Annotated in this window: 14 protein-coding genes; 5 read left to right on the top strand and 9 right to left on the bottom strand. The window is 67.7% G+C overall.

Going from position 1 to position 18,802, the window contains the following annotated elements:
* Window positions 1–95: 95 nt before the first annotated feature.
* Window positions 96–1,793 (top strand): ABC-ATPase domain-containing protein, encoded by a 1,698-nt coding sequence (locus tag AAHA49_RS13400; protein ID WP_342038631.1) that lies wholly within the window; start codon window positions 96–98, stop codon window positions 1,791–1,793.
* A 43-nt stretch (window positions 1,794–1,836) separates the two neighbouring features.
* Here AAHA49_RS13400 and AAHA49_RS13395 read toward each other — a convergent pair whose 3' ends face one another.
* On the bottom strand, window positions 1,837–4,212 hold the full coding sequence (locus AAHA49_RS13395) for a thioredoxin domain-containing protein (RefSeq protein ID WP_342038630.1): 2,376 nt from the start codon (window positions 4,210–4,212) through the stop codon (window positions 1,837–1,839).
* Window positions 4,213–4,404: 192 nt separating this feature from the next.
* On the opposite strand from AAHA49_RS13395, the gene AAHA49_RS13390 reads away from it, so the two are divergent.
* The 3 genes from AAHA49_RS13390 (at window position 4,405) to AAHA49_RS13380 (ending at window position 6,331) form a co-directional block, all read left to right on the top strand.
* Window positions 4,405–4,890: a hypothetical protein gene (locus tag AAHA49_RS13390; RefSeq protein ID WP_342038629.1), complete on the top strand. Its 486-nt coding sequence runs from the start codon at window positions 4,405–4,407 to the stop codon at window positions 4,888–4,890.
* 126 nt (window positions 4,891–5,016) lie between these two features.
* Window positions 5,017–5,487 carry a pyridoxamine 5'-phosphate oxidase family protein gene (locus AAHA49_RS13385; RefSeq protein WP_339393403.1) on the top strand — a complete coding sequence of 157 codons (471 nt, stop codon included), beginning with the start codon at window positions 5,017–5,019 and terminating at the stop codon, window positions 5,485–5,487.
* A 64-nt stretch (window positions 5,488–5,551) separates the two neighbouring features.
* On the top strand, window positions 5,552–6,331 hold the full coding sequence (locus AAHA49_RS13380; RefSeq protein WP_342038628.1) for an alpha/beta fold hydrolase: 780 nt from the start codon (window positions 5,552–5,554) through the stop codon (window positions 6,329–6,331).
* Window positions 6,332–6,363: 32 nt separating this feature from the next.
* On the opposite strand, the gene AAHA49_RS13375 is transcribed toward AAHA49_RS13380, so the two are convergent.
* Window positions 6,364–7,179, bottom strand: a complete 816-nt coding sequence (locus AAHA49_RS13375) for a glycerophosphodiester phosphodiesterase (protein ID WP_342038627.1) — start codon at window positions 7,177–7,179, stop codon at window positions 6,364–6,366.
* A gap of 488 nt (window positions 7,180–7,667) precedes the next feature.
* On the opposite strand from AAHA49_RS13375, the gene AAHA49_RS13370 reads away from it, so the two are divergent.
* Complete coding sequence (locus tag AAHA49_RS13370) at window positions 7,668–9,158, top strand: alanine/glycine:cation symporter family protein (protein WP_342038626.1); 1,491 nt, start codon at window positions 7,668–7,670, stop codon at window positions 9,156–9,158.
* 312 nt (window positions 9,159–9,470) lie between these two features.
* Here AAHA49_RS13370 and AAHA49_RS13365 read toward each other — a convergent pair whose 3' ends face one another.
* From AAHA49_RS13365 to gcvP, 7 genes are all read right to left on the bottom strand, one after another.
* A complete protein-coding gene (locus AAHA49_RS13365; protein WP_342038625.1) occupies window positions 9,471–9,872 on the bottom strand; it encodes an ectoine synthase in 402 nt (133 codons plus the stop codon).
* Between the two features lie 164 nt (window positions 9,873–10,036).
* Complete coding sequence (gene ectB / locus AAHA49_RS13360; protein ID WP_342038624.1) at window positions 10,037–11,350, bottom strand: diaminobutyrate--2-oxoglutarate transaminase; 1,314 nt, start codon at window positions 11,348–11,350, stop codon at window positions 10,037–10,039.
* A gap of 200 nt (window positions 11,351–11,550) precedes the next feature.
* A complete protein-coding gene (gene ectA / locus AAHA49_RS13355; RefSeq protein WP_425286521.1) occupies window positions 11,551–11,973 on the bottom strand; it encodes a diaminobutyrate acetyltransferase in 423 nt (140 codons plus the stop codon).
* Window positions 11,974–12,345: 372 nt separating this feature from the next.
* Window positions 12,346–13,941 carry an L-serine ammonia-lyase gene (locus AAHA49_RS13350; RefSeq protein ID WP_342038622.1) on the bottom strand — a complete coding sequence of 532 codons (1,596 nt, stop codon included), beginning with the start codon at window positions 13,939–13,941 and terminating at the stop codon, window positions 12,346–12,348.
* A 132-nt stretch (window positions 13,942–14,073) separates the two neighbouring features.
* Window positions 14,074–14,472 (bottom strand): glycine cleavage system protein GcvH, encoded by a 399-nt coding sequence (gene gcvH, locus AAHA49_RS13345; RefSeq protein WP_339393414.1) that lies wholly within the window; start codon window positions 14,470–14,472, stop codon window positions 14,074–14,076.
* 92 nt (window positions 14,473–14,564) lie between these two features.
* A complete protein-coding gene (locus tag AAHA49_RS13340; protein WP_342038621.1) occupies window positions 14,565–15,776 on the bottom strand; it encodes a glycine cleavage system aminomethyltransferase GcvT in 1,212 nt (403 codons plus the stop codon).
* Window positions 15,776–18,709 (bottom strand): aminomethyl-transferring glycine dehydrogenase, encoded by a 2,934-nt coding sequence (gene gcvP / locus AAHA49_RS13335; RefSeq protein ID WP_342038620.1) that lies wholly within the window; start codon window positions 18,707–18,709, stop codon window positions 15,776–15,778. Before gcvP ends, AAHA49_RS13340 begins: the two co-directional genes overlap by 1 nt.
* Window positions 18,710–18,802: the final 93 nt, after the last annotated feature.

The raw sequence follows: 18,802 nt of genomic DNA, 5'->3' as shown, positions 1-18,802 counted from the left end.
GCATCCATAATGACACCATACTGGTGTCACATGCAAGAGGTGAGACACCAGAAGTTTTCCACTGGTCGATCCCGGTTGTCGCGTAGCATTTCACAATGAGCGCCCAACGATCCCCCCTCGCCGACACCCTCCACCGTCTCGATGGCAAGAGCTACGGGATGTACAAGCAGATCACCGGGCAGTACCGCTTCGGTCCGGTCACCCTCATCGTCGACCGTGTTCAGGTCGATCCGTTCGCCTCACCGTCGAAGGTCCGCGTGCGCGTCGACCGTGCCGACGCCGGGTTCCCCGCCGATCTCACGACTACGCGTCTCGACAGAGTCGCCGCCTCCGACTACCTGCTCCGGGTCGGCAATGCCGTCATCCGCCGTCACCACGGGCGGGCGATCAACCTCGGCCACCCGGGTCAGGAGGTGCTCGAGCGGACGAACGTCATCATCGACGACGCCGGGTTCGAAGCCCGCCTGCTCGTCAACCTGCCGGCCCGCGGCCGCCGGATCCTCGGCCATCAGGCCGCGGACACCGTCACCGGCGACGTCATCGACCTTGCACGCGCAATGTTCCTCTATGCCGACATCGACGGGGACGCCCTGCGGGCCCACGTCCAGCTGCTGCGCGACCAGACGGAGCTGCAGAACCGCCTCGGCGAGGAGGATCTGCTCGGGTTCGTCGGCAACGGTTCGATCCTACCCCGCCGTTCCGGCGATTCGGATCGGCCGATGGACGCCGAGGCGGCCGTGCCGTTCCGCAGTCCGACGAGCCTCGAGCGCACTTTCGACCTGGAGAGCGGCCGCAGCGTCACGGGCATGGCGATCCCCCGCGGCGTCACCGTCATCGTCGGCGGCGGCTACCACGGCAAGTCGACGATTCTGCGCGCGCTTGAGCGCGGCGTCTACCCGCACATCGCCGACGACGGCCGTGAGTGGGTCATCACCGAGCCGAGTGCCACCGCCATCCGGGCCGAGGACGGACGGGCGGTGACCGGCGATGACATCTCACCGTTCATCAACAACCTCCCATCCGGCACTGACACGAGATTCTTCTCGACGACGAATGCGAGCGGGTCGACGTCCCAGGCGGCCAACCTCGTCGAGGCGGTCGAGGCGAGCGCCCGCACTCTGCTCATCGACGAGGACACCTCCGCGACGAATTTCATGATCCGCGATGAGCGGATGCGGGCGCTCATTCCGTCGAACCGGGAGCCGATCACGCCCTTCGTCGAGCGCGTGCGCCCACTGCTCGGTGAGCGTGGAGTCTCGACGGTGCTCGTCGCCGGCGGGTCGAGTGCGTTCTTCGAGGTCGCCGATCTCATCATCGCCATGGACGCCTATGTTCCGGCCGATGTCACCGAGGAGGCCCATGAACTCGTCGGCGTCGACCCGGCCGATCTCACCCGGGACGAACGGTCCGGCGACGATGTCTTCGGTGATCCGCCAGCCCGCATCCCCACCGCCGATGCGCTCAAGCCTGCGGCGAAGACGAAGGGCGCGAAGGCCAAGGGACTCGACCTCATCCAGTTCGGCAAGTCCTTCATCGACCTGGCCGCGGTCTCTCAGCTCGTCGATCCCGAGCAGACGAACGGGGTGGCCGAGGCCTTGGAATACATGGCGACAATCTTCGACGGCTCCACCTCGGTGGTCGAGGCACTGGACGAGATCGAACAGATGCTCGACGCCCAGGGCATCGACGGCCTCACCGGACACCGCAGGCATCCCGGACACGTGGCGAGGCCCCGGCCGCAGGAGATGGCGGCGGCCCTCAACCGGTATCGGGGCCTTCGCCTCGTCGAGTGAGTTCAGCCGGTGTGAATGAGCTCGCGCCAAGACTGGAGTGCGCTCACCCGTCGAGCAGGGCGGCGAGCGCCTCCGGAGTCGACACCGGCAGTGAGCACGCGGTACCCCGGCAGACGATCGCCGCACCCTCGGGCACGGCCACCTCGGCGCCGCCGGCATCGGGCACCCCGGTCGAGTCGGTGAGCAGGGTGACGGCCGGATGCCTCGCGGCGACCGTGAGCAGGGCGTCGTCGCGGCTCGCAACCCGGATCGGGGCGAGTGCGCGTTCGGCCTGCCAGAGGGCGTGGCCGCATCCGCGCGGCGCCCGGCCGGCGAGCGCCCGATAGACCCCGAGCAGTCGATCGCGCAGATCGAGGATCGTCCCTGTCGACAGGCTCGAGCTGTCGTCATCCTCGACTCCCAGTTCGCCGAGCAGCAGGAGGGCTTCGGCGGCCGCCGCCCGGGCCGAGGGCAGCGCGTTGTCGATCGGGTCGGATCCGCGCACGCCGAGGAGGTCATCGGGTTCGGAGTCGACGACCGTGAGAGTGCCGCCGTCGTCCGCCTCGTCGCCGGAGGCATCTCCCTCCGGCGACCATGAGGTGAACTTCTTCAGCATCACCTCGGCCATTCCGGCCAACCCTGCCAGGGTGAGAGCATGCGGGTCGATGCTCGTCCCGGGGTCGGCGTACTCGCCGACACCGCCGGCGAGCCCGGCGTTGCGCAGCTGGAGGACCGTGATCCCGGCGGTGAGCATCTGCGCCCAGTCGGCCAAACCCGCCGCTCCCGGTCCCGGATCGCGGCCGGTGAAGCTGCGCCGCACGTCGAGGTCGCCGATCGCGGGGACCTCGACCTCCTCGCGGGTGTCGTCGATGTCGCCGATGCCGGTGACGAACCGGGTGTACATCTCGTCCCAGAAGAAAGACGGAATACTCCCCCACACGGAAGCGCGCTGGTCAGGGTGGTGGTAGAGGGCCGCCTCGGCGAGGGCGGTGATGGCCAGCGCATTCCATTCGGTGATCGTCTTCTCGTCCCTGGCCGGGCGAGGGCGCTTGTCGAGGAGGGTCCGCAGGGCTGCGATCTGCTCGCTGGTTCCGGCGGTCGCCCATGGGGCCGGGTGGTCGGGATCGAAGGGGACGTCGTCCATGCCCAGCCAGTCGAGGATCCGCGGTGCCCCGATGACCTGTCCGGGGAGTTCGGCAGCGGCCGGGGAGTCGACGAGCTGGAGGACGCCGGCGTGCCCGATCTGCGCGAACTCCTCGGGTGTGACGACGTACGCGGCGCCTTCCTCGAGCCGTCCGTCCGCGCCCAGGGAGTCCGCGTCAAGGGCGGCGACGAAGCGGTCACCGACCGAGAGGTAGGCGATCATGAAGTCGGCGGTGTCCTCGATCTCGCGTTCGGCCAGCGCCAGCCACTTCGAGGTCGGGTCGAGGGCGCTCTCCACCTTCGCCCATTCCACGGCCGCGCGCAGGTAGAGGGCGTTGTCGTAGAGCATCTTCTCGAAGTGGGGGACGAACCACTGCCGGTCGACGCTGTAGCGGGCGATGCCGCCGCGCACCTGGTCACGCATCCCGCCGGCGGCGATGTGGGCGAAGGTGCTGCGGACGGCGATGAGGCAGTCGAGGACGAACTCGCCGGTGAGGTGCCCGTCCGCCCCGAGGATGCTCAGCCGTCCGGTCCGCTTCGCCTCGGCGATGGGGTCGGTCTCAGCCGTTCCGGCGTCGTCGTTCCCGCCCTCCTTCGCCGAGGTGGTCCCGCCCAAGCGGACGAACGCGGCGAGCAGCTGGAGGAGGTTCATCGACGGCGGGAACTTCGGGGCGCCGCCGAAACCGCCCCACGAGGGATCGTAGGTGTCGAGGAGGGCGGCGGCGGCCGCGTCGAGCTCGTCGGCTGTCAGCGACTCGGCGACCGCCTCGGCGGGGAGGGCATCGGTGACGGCGGTGGCCATCTCGGCAAGACCGCGGTCCATGCGCTGGGACATCTCGGTCACCTCGGCGCGCCGATCCGTCCACGTCTGGGACACGGCGTCGAGGACCTGGGTGAAGGAGGGGACGGTGCCGCGCGGGGACGGCGGGAAGTACGTGCCGGCGTAGAACGGGCTGCCAGTGGGGGTCGCGAAGATCGTCATCGGCCAGCCGCCCTGGCCGCGCATGGCCTGGAGGGCGTTCATGTAGTGGGCGTCGATGTCCGGCAGCTCTTCGCGGTCGATCTTGATGGGCACGAAGCGGTCGTTGATGAGGGCGGCGACGGCCGGGTCCGCGAAGGATTCGTGGGCCATGACGTGGCACCAGTGGCACGTGGAGTAGCCGATCGAGATGAGCAGCGGCAGGTCGCGGTCGGCCGCCTCGGCGAGGGAGTCCTTCGTCCACATCCGCCAGTCGACGGGATTGTCGGCGTGGGCGCGGAGGTAGGGGCTGGTCGATGCGGCGAGTTCGTTGGCCATGCCTCCAGCGTCTCATCTCCCGGCGGGGAGGGCGAGGGGACGGGAAGGGGGTGGCGGCTGGGACGGGGAGAGGTTCGCTGGTGGGACGAGGGAGGGCAGCGACCCGATCGGCGAGCCGGAGGGAAGGGCACCGACCTGCTCGACGGAACCGAGGGCGCCGCGTCGCGAAAGCGCACATGAGATGATCCCCGTATGGACGATTCCCGCGGGACACCGAAGTCGCGTGCTGGATGGCTGACCGGTCTGATCTTCTCGGCCGTCGTCGTCATTGCCGTCGCAGCCATCATCCCCGCCTTCGCCGTGCAGGATTTCGGCGACGAATTCGCCTCCGAGGCGACACCACTCTGGCAGCCCGACATTGCGATTGCGATCTGGTCGGCCGTCGGGGTGCTCGCGCTTCTGAGCACACTCCGCTGCGTGGCCGCCTTCGAGGCTCACACGAGTCTCGCACGAGGATTCGGGTTGTTCGCCTACCTGACGATCGCGGCGGGCGGCGTGCTCTGCGCGACCTCGGTTTCGCTGTTCATCGTGCCGGAGGCCACCGGCTATCTCGCCATTGTGCTGTCGTTGATCCTCGTCTGCGTCTTCCCGGTCCTCGCGGTCGGCACCGCGCTCTTCGCCGTGGTCATAGCTGTGCGGGCGTGGTTCGCGCGTCGCCGACAGCCGGCCCTGTCCTGAGACCCCGTCTCCCGCATCCCGGCGGACGCTTCCCGATCCCCCGACGTTCTTCTACACTGTGTAGAAGTTCACGGGATGGCAGTCGCATCCGGCGACAGCTGCCCGGCCACATCAGGAGGCGGAGCGATGAACGCAGAGCCGAACATGACCCTCGATGTCGACGAGTGCTGGGACTGCCTGCGCAGCACGACGATCGGGTGCCTGGCCGTCGTCGTCGGCGAGGGCGCTGACCTCCACCCGGACATCTTCCCCGTCAACTACGCCATCGAGCATTCCTCAGTCGTCTTCCGCTCGGGCGGCGGGACGAAGATCGAGGCCATCCACGACCACCCGCAGGTCGCCTTCGAGGTCGACGGCTACGACCCGGAGACCGGCAACGCGTGGAGCGTCGTCCTCAAAGGCCATGCGAAGCCGATCATCCGCACCGATGAGCTGCTCGACACGATCTCCCTCGACGTCACCCCGTGGCAGGCAGGGAAGAAGAACCAGTTCGTCCGCATCATCGCCGAGGAGGTCACCGGCCGCCGCTTCCCCGTGGCCGATTCGACCAGCTGGGACACACCGCTCAGCGGCACCGGGCGCGCGCCTCGGGAGTGAGCGGCCGGGCGGGAACGCCTGTGGCCGTCGTCTCTGTGTCAGAGGCACCGGTTAACGTAAGGACATGACGTTCACCGAAGCTCATGATGGTGCCCGACTCTGGTATTCGATCGAGCAGGGGATGTCGACGCTGCCCCCGTTGGTGCTCGTCCAAGGACGCGCCCTCGATCACCACGCGTGGGACTCCGTTCGCAGCGACTTCGGGGATCGCACGGTAGTCCTCTATGACCACAGGGGCACAGGCGAGAGCTCGTCGGAGTTCTCCCCCGACTGGTCGACTCGCGATTTCACCCGCGATGTCATTGCGGTCCTCGACGCGGCGGGCATCGACCGAGCGCACTTCTACGGGCATTCGATGGGCGGCCGGATCGTCCAGTGGATCGGTGCGGACTTCGCTGACCGTGCGCTTTCTGTCGTCGCCGGCGCCGTCAGTGTCGGCGATGAGACCGGTCCTCCCCGTCCGGCTTCGGGCGCGACTGCGCTGGCAGTCGGCGACCCCAAGACTCTGACGGCACTGTTCTACCCGGATGAGTGGATCGCTGCGAATCCGCGGCAGGTCTCTGAGCTGAAGTTCTCACCGCAGTCCGCCGAGGCGATGCGCGTGCACGGCGAGGCCTCCGATCGCCGTGACGGCCCGCGGCCATCGGACATCAGCGTCCCGACGCTGGTCCTCTTCGGCACCGCCGACGAACTCGTCGATCCGGCCAACGCAGAGGTCTTCCGTCAGCAGGTTCCCAACGTCCGTGTCGAGCAGTTCGAAGGAGCTCGCCACGCCTACTGGGCTGGTCGCCCCGAAGTGCACGAAATCGTGAACGAGTTCCTCACCGCGCACGACCCGGACTGAGACTGTTCCGACCGGTCAAGAACCGGCTGGACCTACAGCTCCTCGACGACTTCGACGAGGAGGTCGGGCACGTTGGTGATGATGCCGTCCGCCCCGTAGTCGATCGACTTCTCCATGTCGGTCACCGCGTCGACCGTCCACACGAGGCTCGACATCCCGAGTTCGTGGACCATCGTGAGGTAGTCGGCATCGGCGTCGATGTGCTCGGGGTTGATCTGATCGACCCAGGCGGCGAACTCACGCAGCTGCTGTTCCGTGGGACGACCGAGCAGCCCGACGGGCACCTCGGGGGCGAGCTCATGGAACTCGCGGACGAAGCCCCAGTCAGCGGACTGGACGACGAGGAGACCGGCCGCCAACGACCGCTCGAGGTAGTCCGGCACTTCATCGCAGGCCGCCACGATCGCCTCGGCGATTCCGGGGTAAAGCTCGGGATGCTTGACCTCGAGGAGCAGGCCGGTGCGGGTCGTGTGGACGAGGGCGAGCACCTCGGCGAGGGTGGGGACCTGCAGCCCTGCGAAGGCCTCGCCCTTCCAGCTTCCGGCGTCGAGCTCGGCGATCTCAGCCGCAGTCATCGACTTGACCCTCGTGTCGGCGCGTTCGGGGCAGACGCTGCGGACATTCGTCGTGCGGTCGAGCGTGACGTCGTGGACGATGACGAGCTCGCCGTCGGCACTCATGTGCACGTCGACCTCGATCATGTCCGCACCCTGATCGATCCCGGCGACGAACGCGGGGATCGTGTTCTCCGGCCAACCCGCGGACGCACCTCGGTGTGCGATCACGAGCGGCGGCACCGGCGTGCGCACGCCGCCTTTGGGAGGATGGGTGAGGACTGTGATGGGCATTGCGGGGACTCCTTCGGGGATCATCGCCGAGGTGGTGCCGGTGGTGCCGTCATCGTGGTACCTCAAGGGCGATTGCGGATCAGCTTAGTCTCGACAGGGGATGATCGAGTGTTGTTTGGGTTGCGCGAATGTGAATCATGGATCGGAACGCGCTGATTCGTCGCAGGAATAGGCTGGGAATAGGCGATGAGGAGAAGGAGGCCTGTGGCATGAGGAGCACACGACGCGAACTCGTCGGCCGGATTCGACTTCCTCTGCATCTGCATCGAGGAGGCGATCGGGCCCTTCGACGCGAACTCGGGGCACGATGCACGGCGAGGACCTCACCGTCGTCGAATAGGACGACCGCCTCGGCGAGGTGGAGAACTACGGCCATGACAAGGTCACCGATCATCGTGACCTCCCACCGCGTGCGACGCCGCTCACAGCCAGGTGGCACAATGAGGTGAGGAAACTCTCAAGAACTCCTGACGAATTGGACCACCAGCATGCAAACCCTCCAGGACCTCATCGCAGTCGTCAATGACAAGCTCGGGTGGGTGCTCATCGTCGTCCTCGTCGGCGTCGCCATCTACCTCACCATCCGCACCGGCGTCGTTCAGCTGCGAATGCTGCCGGAGATGTTCCGCGTCATCGGCGAGAGCCCCGGCGAGAACAAGGACGGCACGAAGTCGATCTCCTCGTTCAAGGCATTCTGGATCTCCGCCGCCTCCCGCGTGGGCACCGGCAACATCGCCGGCATCGCGCTGGCGATCTCGATCGGCGGCCCCGGAGCCGTGTTCTGGATGTGGCTCATGGCGATCTTCGGCGCCGCCACCGCCTTCGTCGAATCGACCCTCGGCCAGCTCTACAAGGTCAAGGACAAGGACTCCTACCGAGGCGGCCCCGCCTACTACATGAGCGTCGGCCTCAAGCAGCCCTGGATGGGCGCATTCTTCGCCGTCATCATCACCGTCACCTACGGCCTCGTGTTCAACTCCCTGCAGGCGAACTCGATCGTCGACGCCACCGCGACGAGCCTCAACGTCGACACCACCCAGAGCTTCTGGCTGCCCGTCGGCCTCGGCATCTTCCTCGCCCTCGTCACCGGCGCCGTGTTCCTCGGCGGCGTGCAGCGGATCTCGGCCTGGTCCTCGGTCATCGTCCCCGTCATGGCCGGCGCGTACCTGCTGCTCGGCATCCTCGTCGTCGCCATGAACATCACCGAGGTGCCCGACATGATCGCGCTCATCGTCTCGAACGCGTTCGGCATCGACTCCGTCGTCGGCGGCGGGATCGGCATCGTCATCCTCCAGGGCATCCGACGCGGTCTCTTCTCCAACGAGGCCGGCATGGGCTCCGTCCCCAACGCCGCCGCCACCTCGTCGGTGTCGCACCCGGCCAAGCAGGGACTCGTGCAGAGCCTCGGCGTCTACTTCGACACGATCCTCGTCTGCTCGATCACCGCGTTCATCGTCCTCCTCTCCAACCCCGTCTACGACGAAGCCCAGGGCGCCTCGCTCACCCAGACGGCCCTGGCCTCGCAACTGGGCACGTGGGCGGTCCACTTCCTCACCGTGGCGATCTTCCTCTTCGCGTTCTCCTCGATCCTCGGAAACTACTACTACGGCGAGGCGAACATCTCCTACCTGTTCAAGAAGAACGCCCGACCGGCGATCGTCACCTACCGCCTCATCGTCATGACGGCCGTCTTCACCGGCTCCGTCATCGCCCTGCCGCTCGCGTGGTCGGCGGCCGACGTGTTCATGTCGATCATGGCGCTGACGAACCTCGTCGCCGTGTTCTTCCTCGGACGCATCGCGCTCAAGGTGCTGAAGAACTACACCGCACAGCGCAAACAGGGACTCGAGCCCGTCTTCAACCGCGACGACCTGCCCGGAGTCGACGGCATCGACGCATGGGACGGCTCCGACGAAGTGACCACCCGCGCGTACTGGGAGGCGAAAAAGGACGCGAAGCGGGAGGCGAAGACCCGCTGAGGCGGCTCGCGGGGTGCCCACTGGGACGGAGAATGGGCGCCCTTCGCCGGTCCAAGCTGACAAAGGGCTCACTTGAGTCTGGAGGGCACAGTTGCGCAACTGTGCCCTCCAGACTCAAGTGAGCCCTTTCCGTTTTGCGGCCGAGGGTCTTCGCCAAAGCGAGCGATCGGCAGCCGAGGGTCTTCGCCAGACCGCACGCCCGGCGGCCGGGCGGCTGGCCGTTGTGACAGTCGGCCCCCAGAAATGGCCAGTCACCGAACGGACCAACTCAGCGCAGACCGGCCACAACCATGAGTGCGCTCGGGCAATGCCTCACACAGGGATGGTCTCTTCGACGATGAGCGGGTAGACACCGTTCTCGTCGTGGACCTCGCGTCCGGTGACCGGCGGGTTGAACACGCAGGCCATGCGCAGCTCGGTGTTGGCGACGACGGTGTGCCTCTCGTGCCCGTCGAGCAGGTACATCGTCCCGTCCGAGAGCGGATACGTCTTTCCCGTCTCCTCATCGGTGAGCGTGCCCTCGCCCTGCACGCAGTACACGGCTTCGATGTGGTTCTGGTAGTGGAAGGTCGACCGGGTGCCGGCGTAGATGACGGTGTCGTGGAACGAGAAGCCCACGCCCTCGCGCCCGAGCACCATCCGCCGACTGCGCCACGTCTCGGACTGGACGTCGCGGTCGGTTCCGTTGAGGTCATCGCGGTTGATCACGTACATGTGGTGTCCTTTCGAGCTGTTTCGTGAGAGCGAATGTGCTTCGTCAGAGTGAGTGCGCTGCCTCAGAATCAGTGCGCTTGGTCAGAGCGAATCGGAGTGAGTGCGGCAGTCCTGCGTTCCGTGGTCTGAGTCCGCATCCCCGCCGAGGAGGTCCGACGCCCCGCTCATGCCATCGCCGGCGCCGCCCCAGCCCCGGCCGGGGCGACGGCGAGGACCGCGGCCTCGAGGATGTCGAGACCGGCGTCGAGGTCGGTATCCGAGATCGTCAGCGGCGGCATGATCTTGACGACCTCGTCACGAGGACCCGAGGTCTCGATGAGCAGGCCGTTGACGTACGCCTGGGCCGCGACCTTCCCGGCGACTGCGGGGTCGTCGAAGAGCAGTCCGGCGAGCAGACCGCGCCCGCGCACCGTGGCGCCCTCGGCCATCGAGGCGATCCGGTCGAGTCGCTGGTGGAGGTGGGCGATCGTGTCGGCGAGCTCGTTCTGGAACGCATTGTCGGCCCAGAAGGTCTTCAGCGCCGCGGTCGCCGTGACGAAGGCGGGATTGTTGCCGCGGAAGGTTCCGTTGTGCTCACCGGGCTCCCACGCGTCGAGTTCGGGGCGGAAGAGCGTGAGCGCCATCGGCAGCCCGGAGCCGGAGATCGACTTCGACAGGCACACGATGTCCGGTTCGATCCCGGCCTCCTCGAAGCTGAAGAACGTGCCCGTGCGACCGCAGCCGGCCTGGACGTCGTCGACGATGAGGAGGATCTCGTGCTTCCCGCACAGCGCCGAGAGCCCCCGCAGCCACTCCGCCCGCGCCGCGCGCACACCGCCTTCGCCCTGGACGGTCTCGACGATGATCGCCGCCGGCTTGTCGACGCCGGAGCCCGAATCCTCGAGCACCTTCTCGAGCCAGAGGAAGTCCGGGGTCTCCCCGTCGAAGTAGTCGTCGTAGGGGATCTTCGAGCTGTTCGTCAGCGGAATGCCCGCACCCTCGCGCTTCATCGAGTTCCCCGTCACCGACAGCGACCCGAGCGTCATCCCGTGGAACGCGTTGGTGAAGGAGAGCACGTGCTGGCGTCCGGTGACCTTGCGGGCGAGCTTGAGTGCGGCCTCGACCGTGTTCGTCCCCGTCGGTCCGGGGAACATCACCGTGTAGTCGAGTCCCCGCGGGGCGAGGATGAGCTCCTCGAACGTCTCGAGGAACTCCCGCTTCGCCGGGGTCTTCATGTCGAGCGAGTGGAGCACGGCCCCGGACTGCAGGTACTCGATGAGCGGGTTCATCACGACGGGATTGTTGTGCCCGTAGTTGAGCGCGCCGGCACCGGAGAAGAAGTCGAGGTACTCGTTGCCCTCCTCGTCCCATTGCCGAGGTCCCTGCGCCTTGGCGAAGGTCGCCGGCCATGAGCGCGAGTATCCGCGCACCGCGGATTCCCGCGTCTCGAAGATGTCAGGGGTGGTCGTGGTCGTCGTATCAGTGCTGGTCGTGGTCATCGTGTGATTCCTTTCGACTGCTGGTGCAGGCCGCCGGCAGACCCGGGCTGGCTGCTGGTGCAGGCCGCCGGACGTGCCGGTCGGCTGCAGGTCGGGCATCGGGCCCGCCGTCGGTGCGTGGATGGCCGCCGAGGCGGTCGGAGCGTTCCGGACCACCGCCTCGGCGGGGTGCGGTCACCGGGGACTGGTTCCCGCTGAGATCAGAGCGGGGCGATCTCGTAGAGGTACTCGGTGTCGTGGCCGTCCGGATAGAGGTCCGGAGTGAAGAGCGGCCTGCGGTCGAGGCCGGCTCCGCGCTGCTCGGCGAAGGCCTGGAACAGGCGGTTCGAGGCCGCATTGTCGTCGGTGATCGTCGTCTCCAACCGCAGCGCCCTGGTCCGGTCGGCGAGTGCGTGGAGCATCGTCGAGGCCAGCCCCCGCCCGCGGAAGTCCGTGGAGACGGCGACCTGCCAGATCATCAGGGTGTCCGGGTTGTCCGGTCGCGTGTACCCGGTGACGAACCCTGCGGGTTCGTTCTCTATCCAGGCGATCGCCGAGGTGTCCGCGAAGTCCCGGCACCACAGCAGATACGAGTACGAGGAGTTGAGATCGAGGACGGCGGAATCCTTCGCCAGCCGCCACAGATGCTGTCCGTCCTCGAGAGTGGGAGTGCGAACATCGGTCGTCTGAGGTTGAGCGAGTGCGTTTCTCACGCCCACCAACCTAACGAGATGACCGCGAGCGTCAATCTCGCATCGGCGGTTTCGCCCCGAATCCGGTGCCCCGTCTGCCGTGTGCGGAGTCCATCCTCGCCGAGGCGGCACCCGACCTTGCCCAGGGCATCGCTGGGGATCGAGCGATCGCAGGGCAGCGACCGCCTCGGCGGGAATCTTCGTTATCGGTTCGTTACATTTATCGTGACGTGGAACTCGGGTTCCAGGCGCGCAGGCAGGTCAGGTTGTGCTCACTCGGGGCACCCGGAGCAGGCGCGGCACACGAGAACGCACCCCGCGCCCTCAGCACTCGACGACGTTGACGGCGAGCCCGCCGAGCGCTGTCTCCTTGTACTTAGACGACATGTCCGCGCCGGTCTGGCGCATCGTTTCGATCACCTCGTCGAGGCTGACCCGGTGCTGACCATCGCCCCACAGCGCCATGCGGGAGGCGTTGATCGCCTTGCCCGCGGCGATCGCATTGCGCTCGATGCACGGGACCTGGACGAGCCCGGCGATGGGGTCGCAGGTGAGCCCGAGGTTGTGCTCCATCGCGATCTCCGCGGCGTTCTCGACCTGCTCGGGGGTCCCGCCCATGACCGCGGCCAGGCCTCCGGCAGCCATCGACGAGGCGGATCCGACCTCACCCTGGCAGCCCACCTCGGCGCCGGAGATCGAGGCCCGCTCCTTGTAGAGCACGCCGATCGCGGCAGCCGTGAGCATGAACGTCATGATCGCCTCGTGCTTGGCGCCCTCACCGCCGTCGACGACGGAGTCGACGTAGCCCAGCGCATAGTGGAGGACGGCGGGGATGATGCCGGCAGCCCCGTTCGTCGGCGCGGTGACGACGCGTCCGCCCGAGGCGTTCTCCTCGTTGACGGCCATCGCGACGAGGTTGACCCATTCGAGGTAGAACTTCGGGTCCCGGTCGGGGTCCTCGGCCTTGAGCTTGAGGTACCAGTCATGCGCCCGCCGGCGCACCTTGAGCCCGCCGGGCAGGTAACCGGAGCGGTCGAGGGAGTTCGACGCGCACTCCTCCATCACCGAGTAGATGTGGAGGAGCCCGTGCCGGATCTCCTCGTTCTCCCGCATCGTCTCCTCGTTCGCGAGCATCACCTCGGCGATCGAGAGCCCATGCCTCCGACACTGTTCGAGGAGGTCGGCGGCGGAATGGAACGGGTACGGCAGCTCTTCGCTGGCGGCTTCGAGTTCGGCGTCGACGACCGCCTCGGCGACGGCGAACTCCTGGTCCTCGTCGGCGTTCGACGGATCGTCGAGCTCATCGTCGAACTCCTCGTCCGCGTCCTCGACGACGCGTCCGGACTCCCCCGCCTCGGCGGCCCCGACCCCACCGCCGACCGCGGGCCCGGCGGCGGCCCCCGTGTCCGCGACCGCCTCGGCGGCCTTCTCCTTCTCGACGAACTCCGTCTCCGAGGTGACGAAGCCGCCGCCCACGGAGTAGTACGTCTCCTCGGCCAGGGTCTGTCCCGCCTCGTCGAAGGCGGCCAGAGTCAGGGCGTTCGTGTGCCGGGGCAGGACCGTGAGCGGACGTTTGACCATGTCAGTCTCGGTGAAGGCGAGTTCGACGCCGTTGCCGGTGGAATCGCCGAGGATGATCTCCCCGGTCTCGGACATGCGCGTGCGCCGCGCGGTCAGCTCATTGCCGTCGACGGCGTCGGGACGGCACCCCTCGAGCCCGAGGAGGATCGCGTCGAAGGTTCCGTGACCGGCGCCGGTGGCGGCCAAGGAGCCGAAGACGTCGACGCGGATGCTCGCCACCGCCTGCAGCTTCTCGCCGAGGAGGTCGAGGAAGCTGACGGCCGCGCGCATCGGACCCACGGTGTGGGAGCTCGACGGGCCGATGCCGACGGTGAAGAGATCGAAGACGCTCAGTGGCATGGGTAGTCCAACGTTTCTCTCGGGGGAACGACAAGGTCGGCCGCATCCGGACTCATTCGGATATGACCGACCCTGTCGATTGTTCGGTGTGCGACCCGTTCGACCGTGTGGTCCGCAGGGGCCGCGGACGGCTTACAGCGAGTTGTTCTTCGCGTAGCTGTCGGCGTCCATGACCACGCCGACCTCGTCGACGTTGACCTCGAACAGCCAGCCTTCGCCGTACGGGTCGGAGTTGACGAGTCCGGGCGAGTCGAGGACCTTGTCGTTGATCGAGACGACCTCGCCGCCGACGGGCGAGTAGAGGTCCGAGACCGACTTCGTCGACTCGACCTCACCACAGGTCTCCCCGGCTTTGACGCCGTCGCCGACGCTCGGCAGATCGAGGTAGACGACTTCGCCGAGGGCATCCGCGGCGACCGCGGTGATGCCGATCTTCACGGTCTGTCCCGCGATCGTGTCGGGGCCCTGGTTGACCCATTCGTGCTCGGCGGAGTACGAGAAGTCCTTCGGAAGTGCAGGCAGATCAGCCATGATCTTCCCTTTCTGCTGTCGAACAGCGGTTGTGGCGAGCAGGTGTGACCAGTGTACGAGTCACGCGGACAAGTCTCACCGGTTGTGATGCGTCAGTTTGCCGAACGCTTGTAGAACGGCAGTTCGACCACGCGGAAGTCGTGTGCCTTGCCGCGGATGTCCACGGACACCTCGGTGCCGGGCACGGCGAGGCCGCGGTCGAGGGAGGCGAGCGCGATCGGGTGGCCGAGCGTCGGCGAGGGCTGCCCGGAGGTCACGACCCCCACCTCGGCGCCGTCGACGATGATCGCCGACCCTGCACGTGCGGCGCGGCGGCCCTCGGAGACGAGACCGACGAGGACGCGCTGCGGTTCGGTCTCCCCGAGGGCGGCGAGCTCGTCGCGGGCGACGAACGTCTCCTTCGTCTTGAACCCGATCATCCGGCCGAGCCCCGCATCGTACGGGGTCGTGTCCAGGGTGAGCTCGTTGCCGTAGAGCGGCATTCCCGCTTCGAGGCGCAGCGAATCGCGGGCGGCCAGCCCTGCCGGCACGAGGCCGTGCTCGGCGCCGGCGGCGACGAGGGTCTCCCACAGGCGCACTGCGGCGATGTTGGGGACGTAGAGTTCGAAGCCGTCCTCACCGGTGTAGCCGGTGCGGGCGAGCACGAGGTCGATCCCGGCGATCGTCACCGGCATCCACGCGTAGTACTTCAGCTCCCGCACGGCCTGGCCGACGGTGATCGTCCCGGTCGGGTCCTCATCGACGCTCGTCGTCGCCGGACCGAACTCCCCGTCGGCACCCTCGTCGAGGGCGGTGAGGATGATGGCCTCCGAGGTGGGACCCTGGACGGCGATGAGCGCAGTGTCCGCGGACTCATCGGCCATGCGCACATCGGCGCCGGGCTCGACCTCGGTGAGGAAGGTCTGCAGGCGCTCCTGCAGGGCCTCGACGACGGCCGGCGTGTTCGAGGCGTTGGGGACGATGAGGAACTCCTCCTCGCCGAGGCGGTACGTGATGAGATCGTCGAGCAGGTACCCCTGCGCGTTGACGATGACTCCGTACTTCGCCTTGCCCACCTTCATCGTCGCGTACTTCGCGACGAGCGCGTAGTCGAGGAACGCCGCGGCCGCGGCGCCCGTGATGCGCACCTCGCCCATGTGGGAGAGGTCGAAGATGCCGGCGGCCTCGCGCACCGCACGGTGCTCGGCGAGTTCGGAGCCGTACTTGAGCGGCATGTCCCAGCCGCCGAAGTCGGTGAATGTCGCCCCGAGCTTCTCATGTTCGCCGTGCAGCGGGGTCTGCCTGATCTGGGTCGTCTCACTCATCAGTCGTCCTCGTTCTCGGTCGTCTCGAAGGCCTCGGGGGGCGGGCAGGAGCACACCAGGTTGCGGTCGCCGTACGCGCCGTCGATGCGGCTCACCGGCGGGAAGTACTTCGTCAGGCGCAGGCCGGGGACCGGGAAGACCGCGGTCTCCCGGCTGTACTTGCCGTCCCAGTCGTCCATGACGACCGTCGCCGGATGCGGGGCCGCCTTGAGCGGAGACTCCTCGTAGGAGTAGTCGGTGCCGATCTGGTCGATCTCGGCCCGGATGCTGCGCATCGCCTCGATGAACCGGTCGAGTTCGGCCTTGTCCTCGGACTCGGTCGGTTCGACCATGAGGGTGCCGGGCACCGGGAACGCGAGCGTCGGGGCGTGGAAGCCGTAGTCGATGAGGCGCTTGGCGACATCCTCGGCGGTGACACCGGTCTTCGCGGTGATCTCACGGAGATCGAGGATCGTCTCGTGCCCGACGAGTCCGTTCTCCCCCGAGTAGAGGACCGGGAAGACGTCGCCCAGCTTCTTCGCGATGTAGTTCGCGCCGAGCAGGGCCGCCCGGGTCGCCTCCCGCAGCCCTTCCCCGCCCATGAGCTCGAGGTAGGCGAAGCTGATCGGCAGGACGCCTGCAGACCCGTAGAGCGAGCCGGAGACCGGGAGATCGACGGTCGACATGTCGCCGGAGACGAGGTCCGGGTTGACGGGGTTGCCGGGCAGGTGCGGGGCGAGGTGCTCGCGGACAGCGACCGGACCGACACCGGGGCCGCCGCCGCCGTGCGGGATGCAGAAGGTCTTGTGGAGGTTGAGGTGGGAGACGTCGCCGCCGAACTCGCCGGGCTTCGCGAGACCGACGAGGGCGTTGAGGTTCGCGCCGTCGACGTAGACCTGGCCGCCGGCCGCGTGGACCTTGTCGCAGACTTCGCGGACCTCGGACTCGAAGACGCCGTGCGTCGACGGGTAGGTGATCATGATCGCGGCGAGCCGGTCACCGGTCTTCTCGATCTTCGCGTCGAGGTCGTCGAGGTCGATCGACCCGTCGTCGGCCGTCGCGACGACCTGGACCTCGAGGCCGGCGAGCACCGCGGAGGCGGCGTTCGTGCCGTGAGCCGACTGCGGGATGAGGCACACGGTGCGCTGCGGGTTGCCGTTCTCCCGGTGGTAGAGGCGGATCGCGAGCAGGCCCGCGAACTCACCCTGGGAACCGGCGTTGGGCTGGAGGGAGACGCGGTCGTAGCCGGTGACCTCGACGAGGGAGTCCTCGAGGCGGCCGATGAGCGTGCGCCATCCCTGCGTCTGCTCGATCGGGGCGAAGGGGTGGATCGTGGCGAACTCGGGCCACGTGATCGGCTCCATCTCGATGGCCGAGTTGAGCTTCATCGTGCACGAACCCAGCGGGATCATCGTCCGGTCGAGCGCGAGGTCCCGGTCGGCCAGGGTGCGCAGGTAGCGCATCATCGAGGTCTCGGAGCCGTGCGTGTTGAACACCGGGTGGGTGAGGAACTCGGTGTCCCGGTGCAGGTTCGCATCGAACTGCGGTTCCGGGATCTGGTTGGGTCCGAAGGTCCCCGCCGAGGCGGCCGCGAAGTTATCGGCGTCGATGCGGGCCGCGATGCTCAGGGCCGCGAGCAGGGCGTTGGCGTCGGCGACCGTGTGGGATTCGCCGAAGGAGACGCCGATCGTGCTCGGGTCGATGACGCGGATGTTGAAGCCGGCGGCATCGGCGACGAGTCGGGCGGCTTCGGCGTCGGCGACGCGGATGGCCACGGTGTCGAAGAAGTCACGGGTGACCACCTCGGCGCCCGGTGCCGTGTCGGCGGCCGCAGCGAAGGCCTCGGCGAGGCGGTGGATGCGGGAGGCGATGCGGGTCAGGCCGATGGGGCCGTGGTAGACGGCGTACATCGAGGCGACGTTGGCGAGCAGGGCCTGCGCGGTGCAGATGTTGCTCGTCGCCTTCTGCCGGCGGATGTGCTGCTCACGGGTCTGCAGGGCCAGACGGTAGCCGGGCTTGCCCTGGGCGTCCTTCGAGACGCCGACGAGGCGGCCGGGCAGCTGACGCTGCAAGGAGTCCTTGACGGACATGAACGCGGCATGGGGTCCGCCGAAGAAGAGCGGAACGCCGAAGCGCTGGGCCGAGCCGACGGCGATGTCCGCGCCCTGCGAGGCCGGGTCCTTGAGCAGGGTGAGGGCGAGGAGGTCGGTGTCGAAGGTGACGAGCGCCCCGCGTTCGTGAGCGCCTTCGACGGCTGCGGTGAAGTCGCGGATGGCGCCGGTGGTGCCGGGCTGGGCGCAGACGATGCCGAAGATGTCCTCGCCGACGAGGCCTTCGGAGAGGTCGGCGACGACGACGTCGAAGTCGAGCGCGCGGGCGCGGACGTGGACGTTGGCGATGACCTGCGGGTGGAGCTCGGAGTCGAGGACGACCGTGGAGCCCTTCTTCACGGACCGACGCATGAGCAGGACCGCCTCGGCGACGGCGGTGGCCTCATCGAGCAGCGAGGCATTGGCGATGTCGAGGCCGGTGAGGTCTTCGACGACCTGCTGGAAGTTGAGCAGAGCTTCGAGGCGGCCCTGGGAGATCTCGGGCTGGTAGGGCGTGTACGCCGTGTACCAGGCGGGGTTCTCCACCATGTTGCGGCGGATGACGGCCGGGGTGACGGTGTCGAAGTAGCCCTGGCCGATCATCTGCGTGCGCATGACGTTCTGGGAGGCGAGGTTGCGGAGGTCGGCGAGGACCTCGGTCTCGGACTTGCCGGTGGGCAGATTGAGGCCGTCGATCTGGATGGAGGCCGGGACGGCGGCGGTGGAGAGTGCTTCGAGGGACTCGTAGCCGAGTTCGGCGAGCATCGCCTCGGTGTCGTCAGCGCGGGGTCCGATGTGCCGGTCGGAGAACGGGCGCGCCGTGTCTCCGGTGGCCTGCGTGGTGTGGGCGAGTGAACTGGTCAATTGCCGTCCTTGGTCGGTGTCGCGCCCACCTGTGGAGGACGCACTGAGCAGTGAAGGTCCTCCCCGATCTGTCGGAGCGCCGGTTCGCAGCAC

The sequence above is a fragment of the Brevibacterium ammoniilyticum genome, from assembly GCF_038429965.1.
Taxonomy (GTDB): Bacteria; Actinomycetota; Actinomycetes; order Actinomycetales; family Brevibacteriaceae; genus Brevibacterium; species Brevibacterium ammoniilyticum.
The sequence above is the reverse complement of the archived record's forward strand: the minus strand, read 5'-3'. Positions and strand labels throughout refer to the sequence as shown.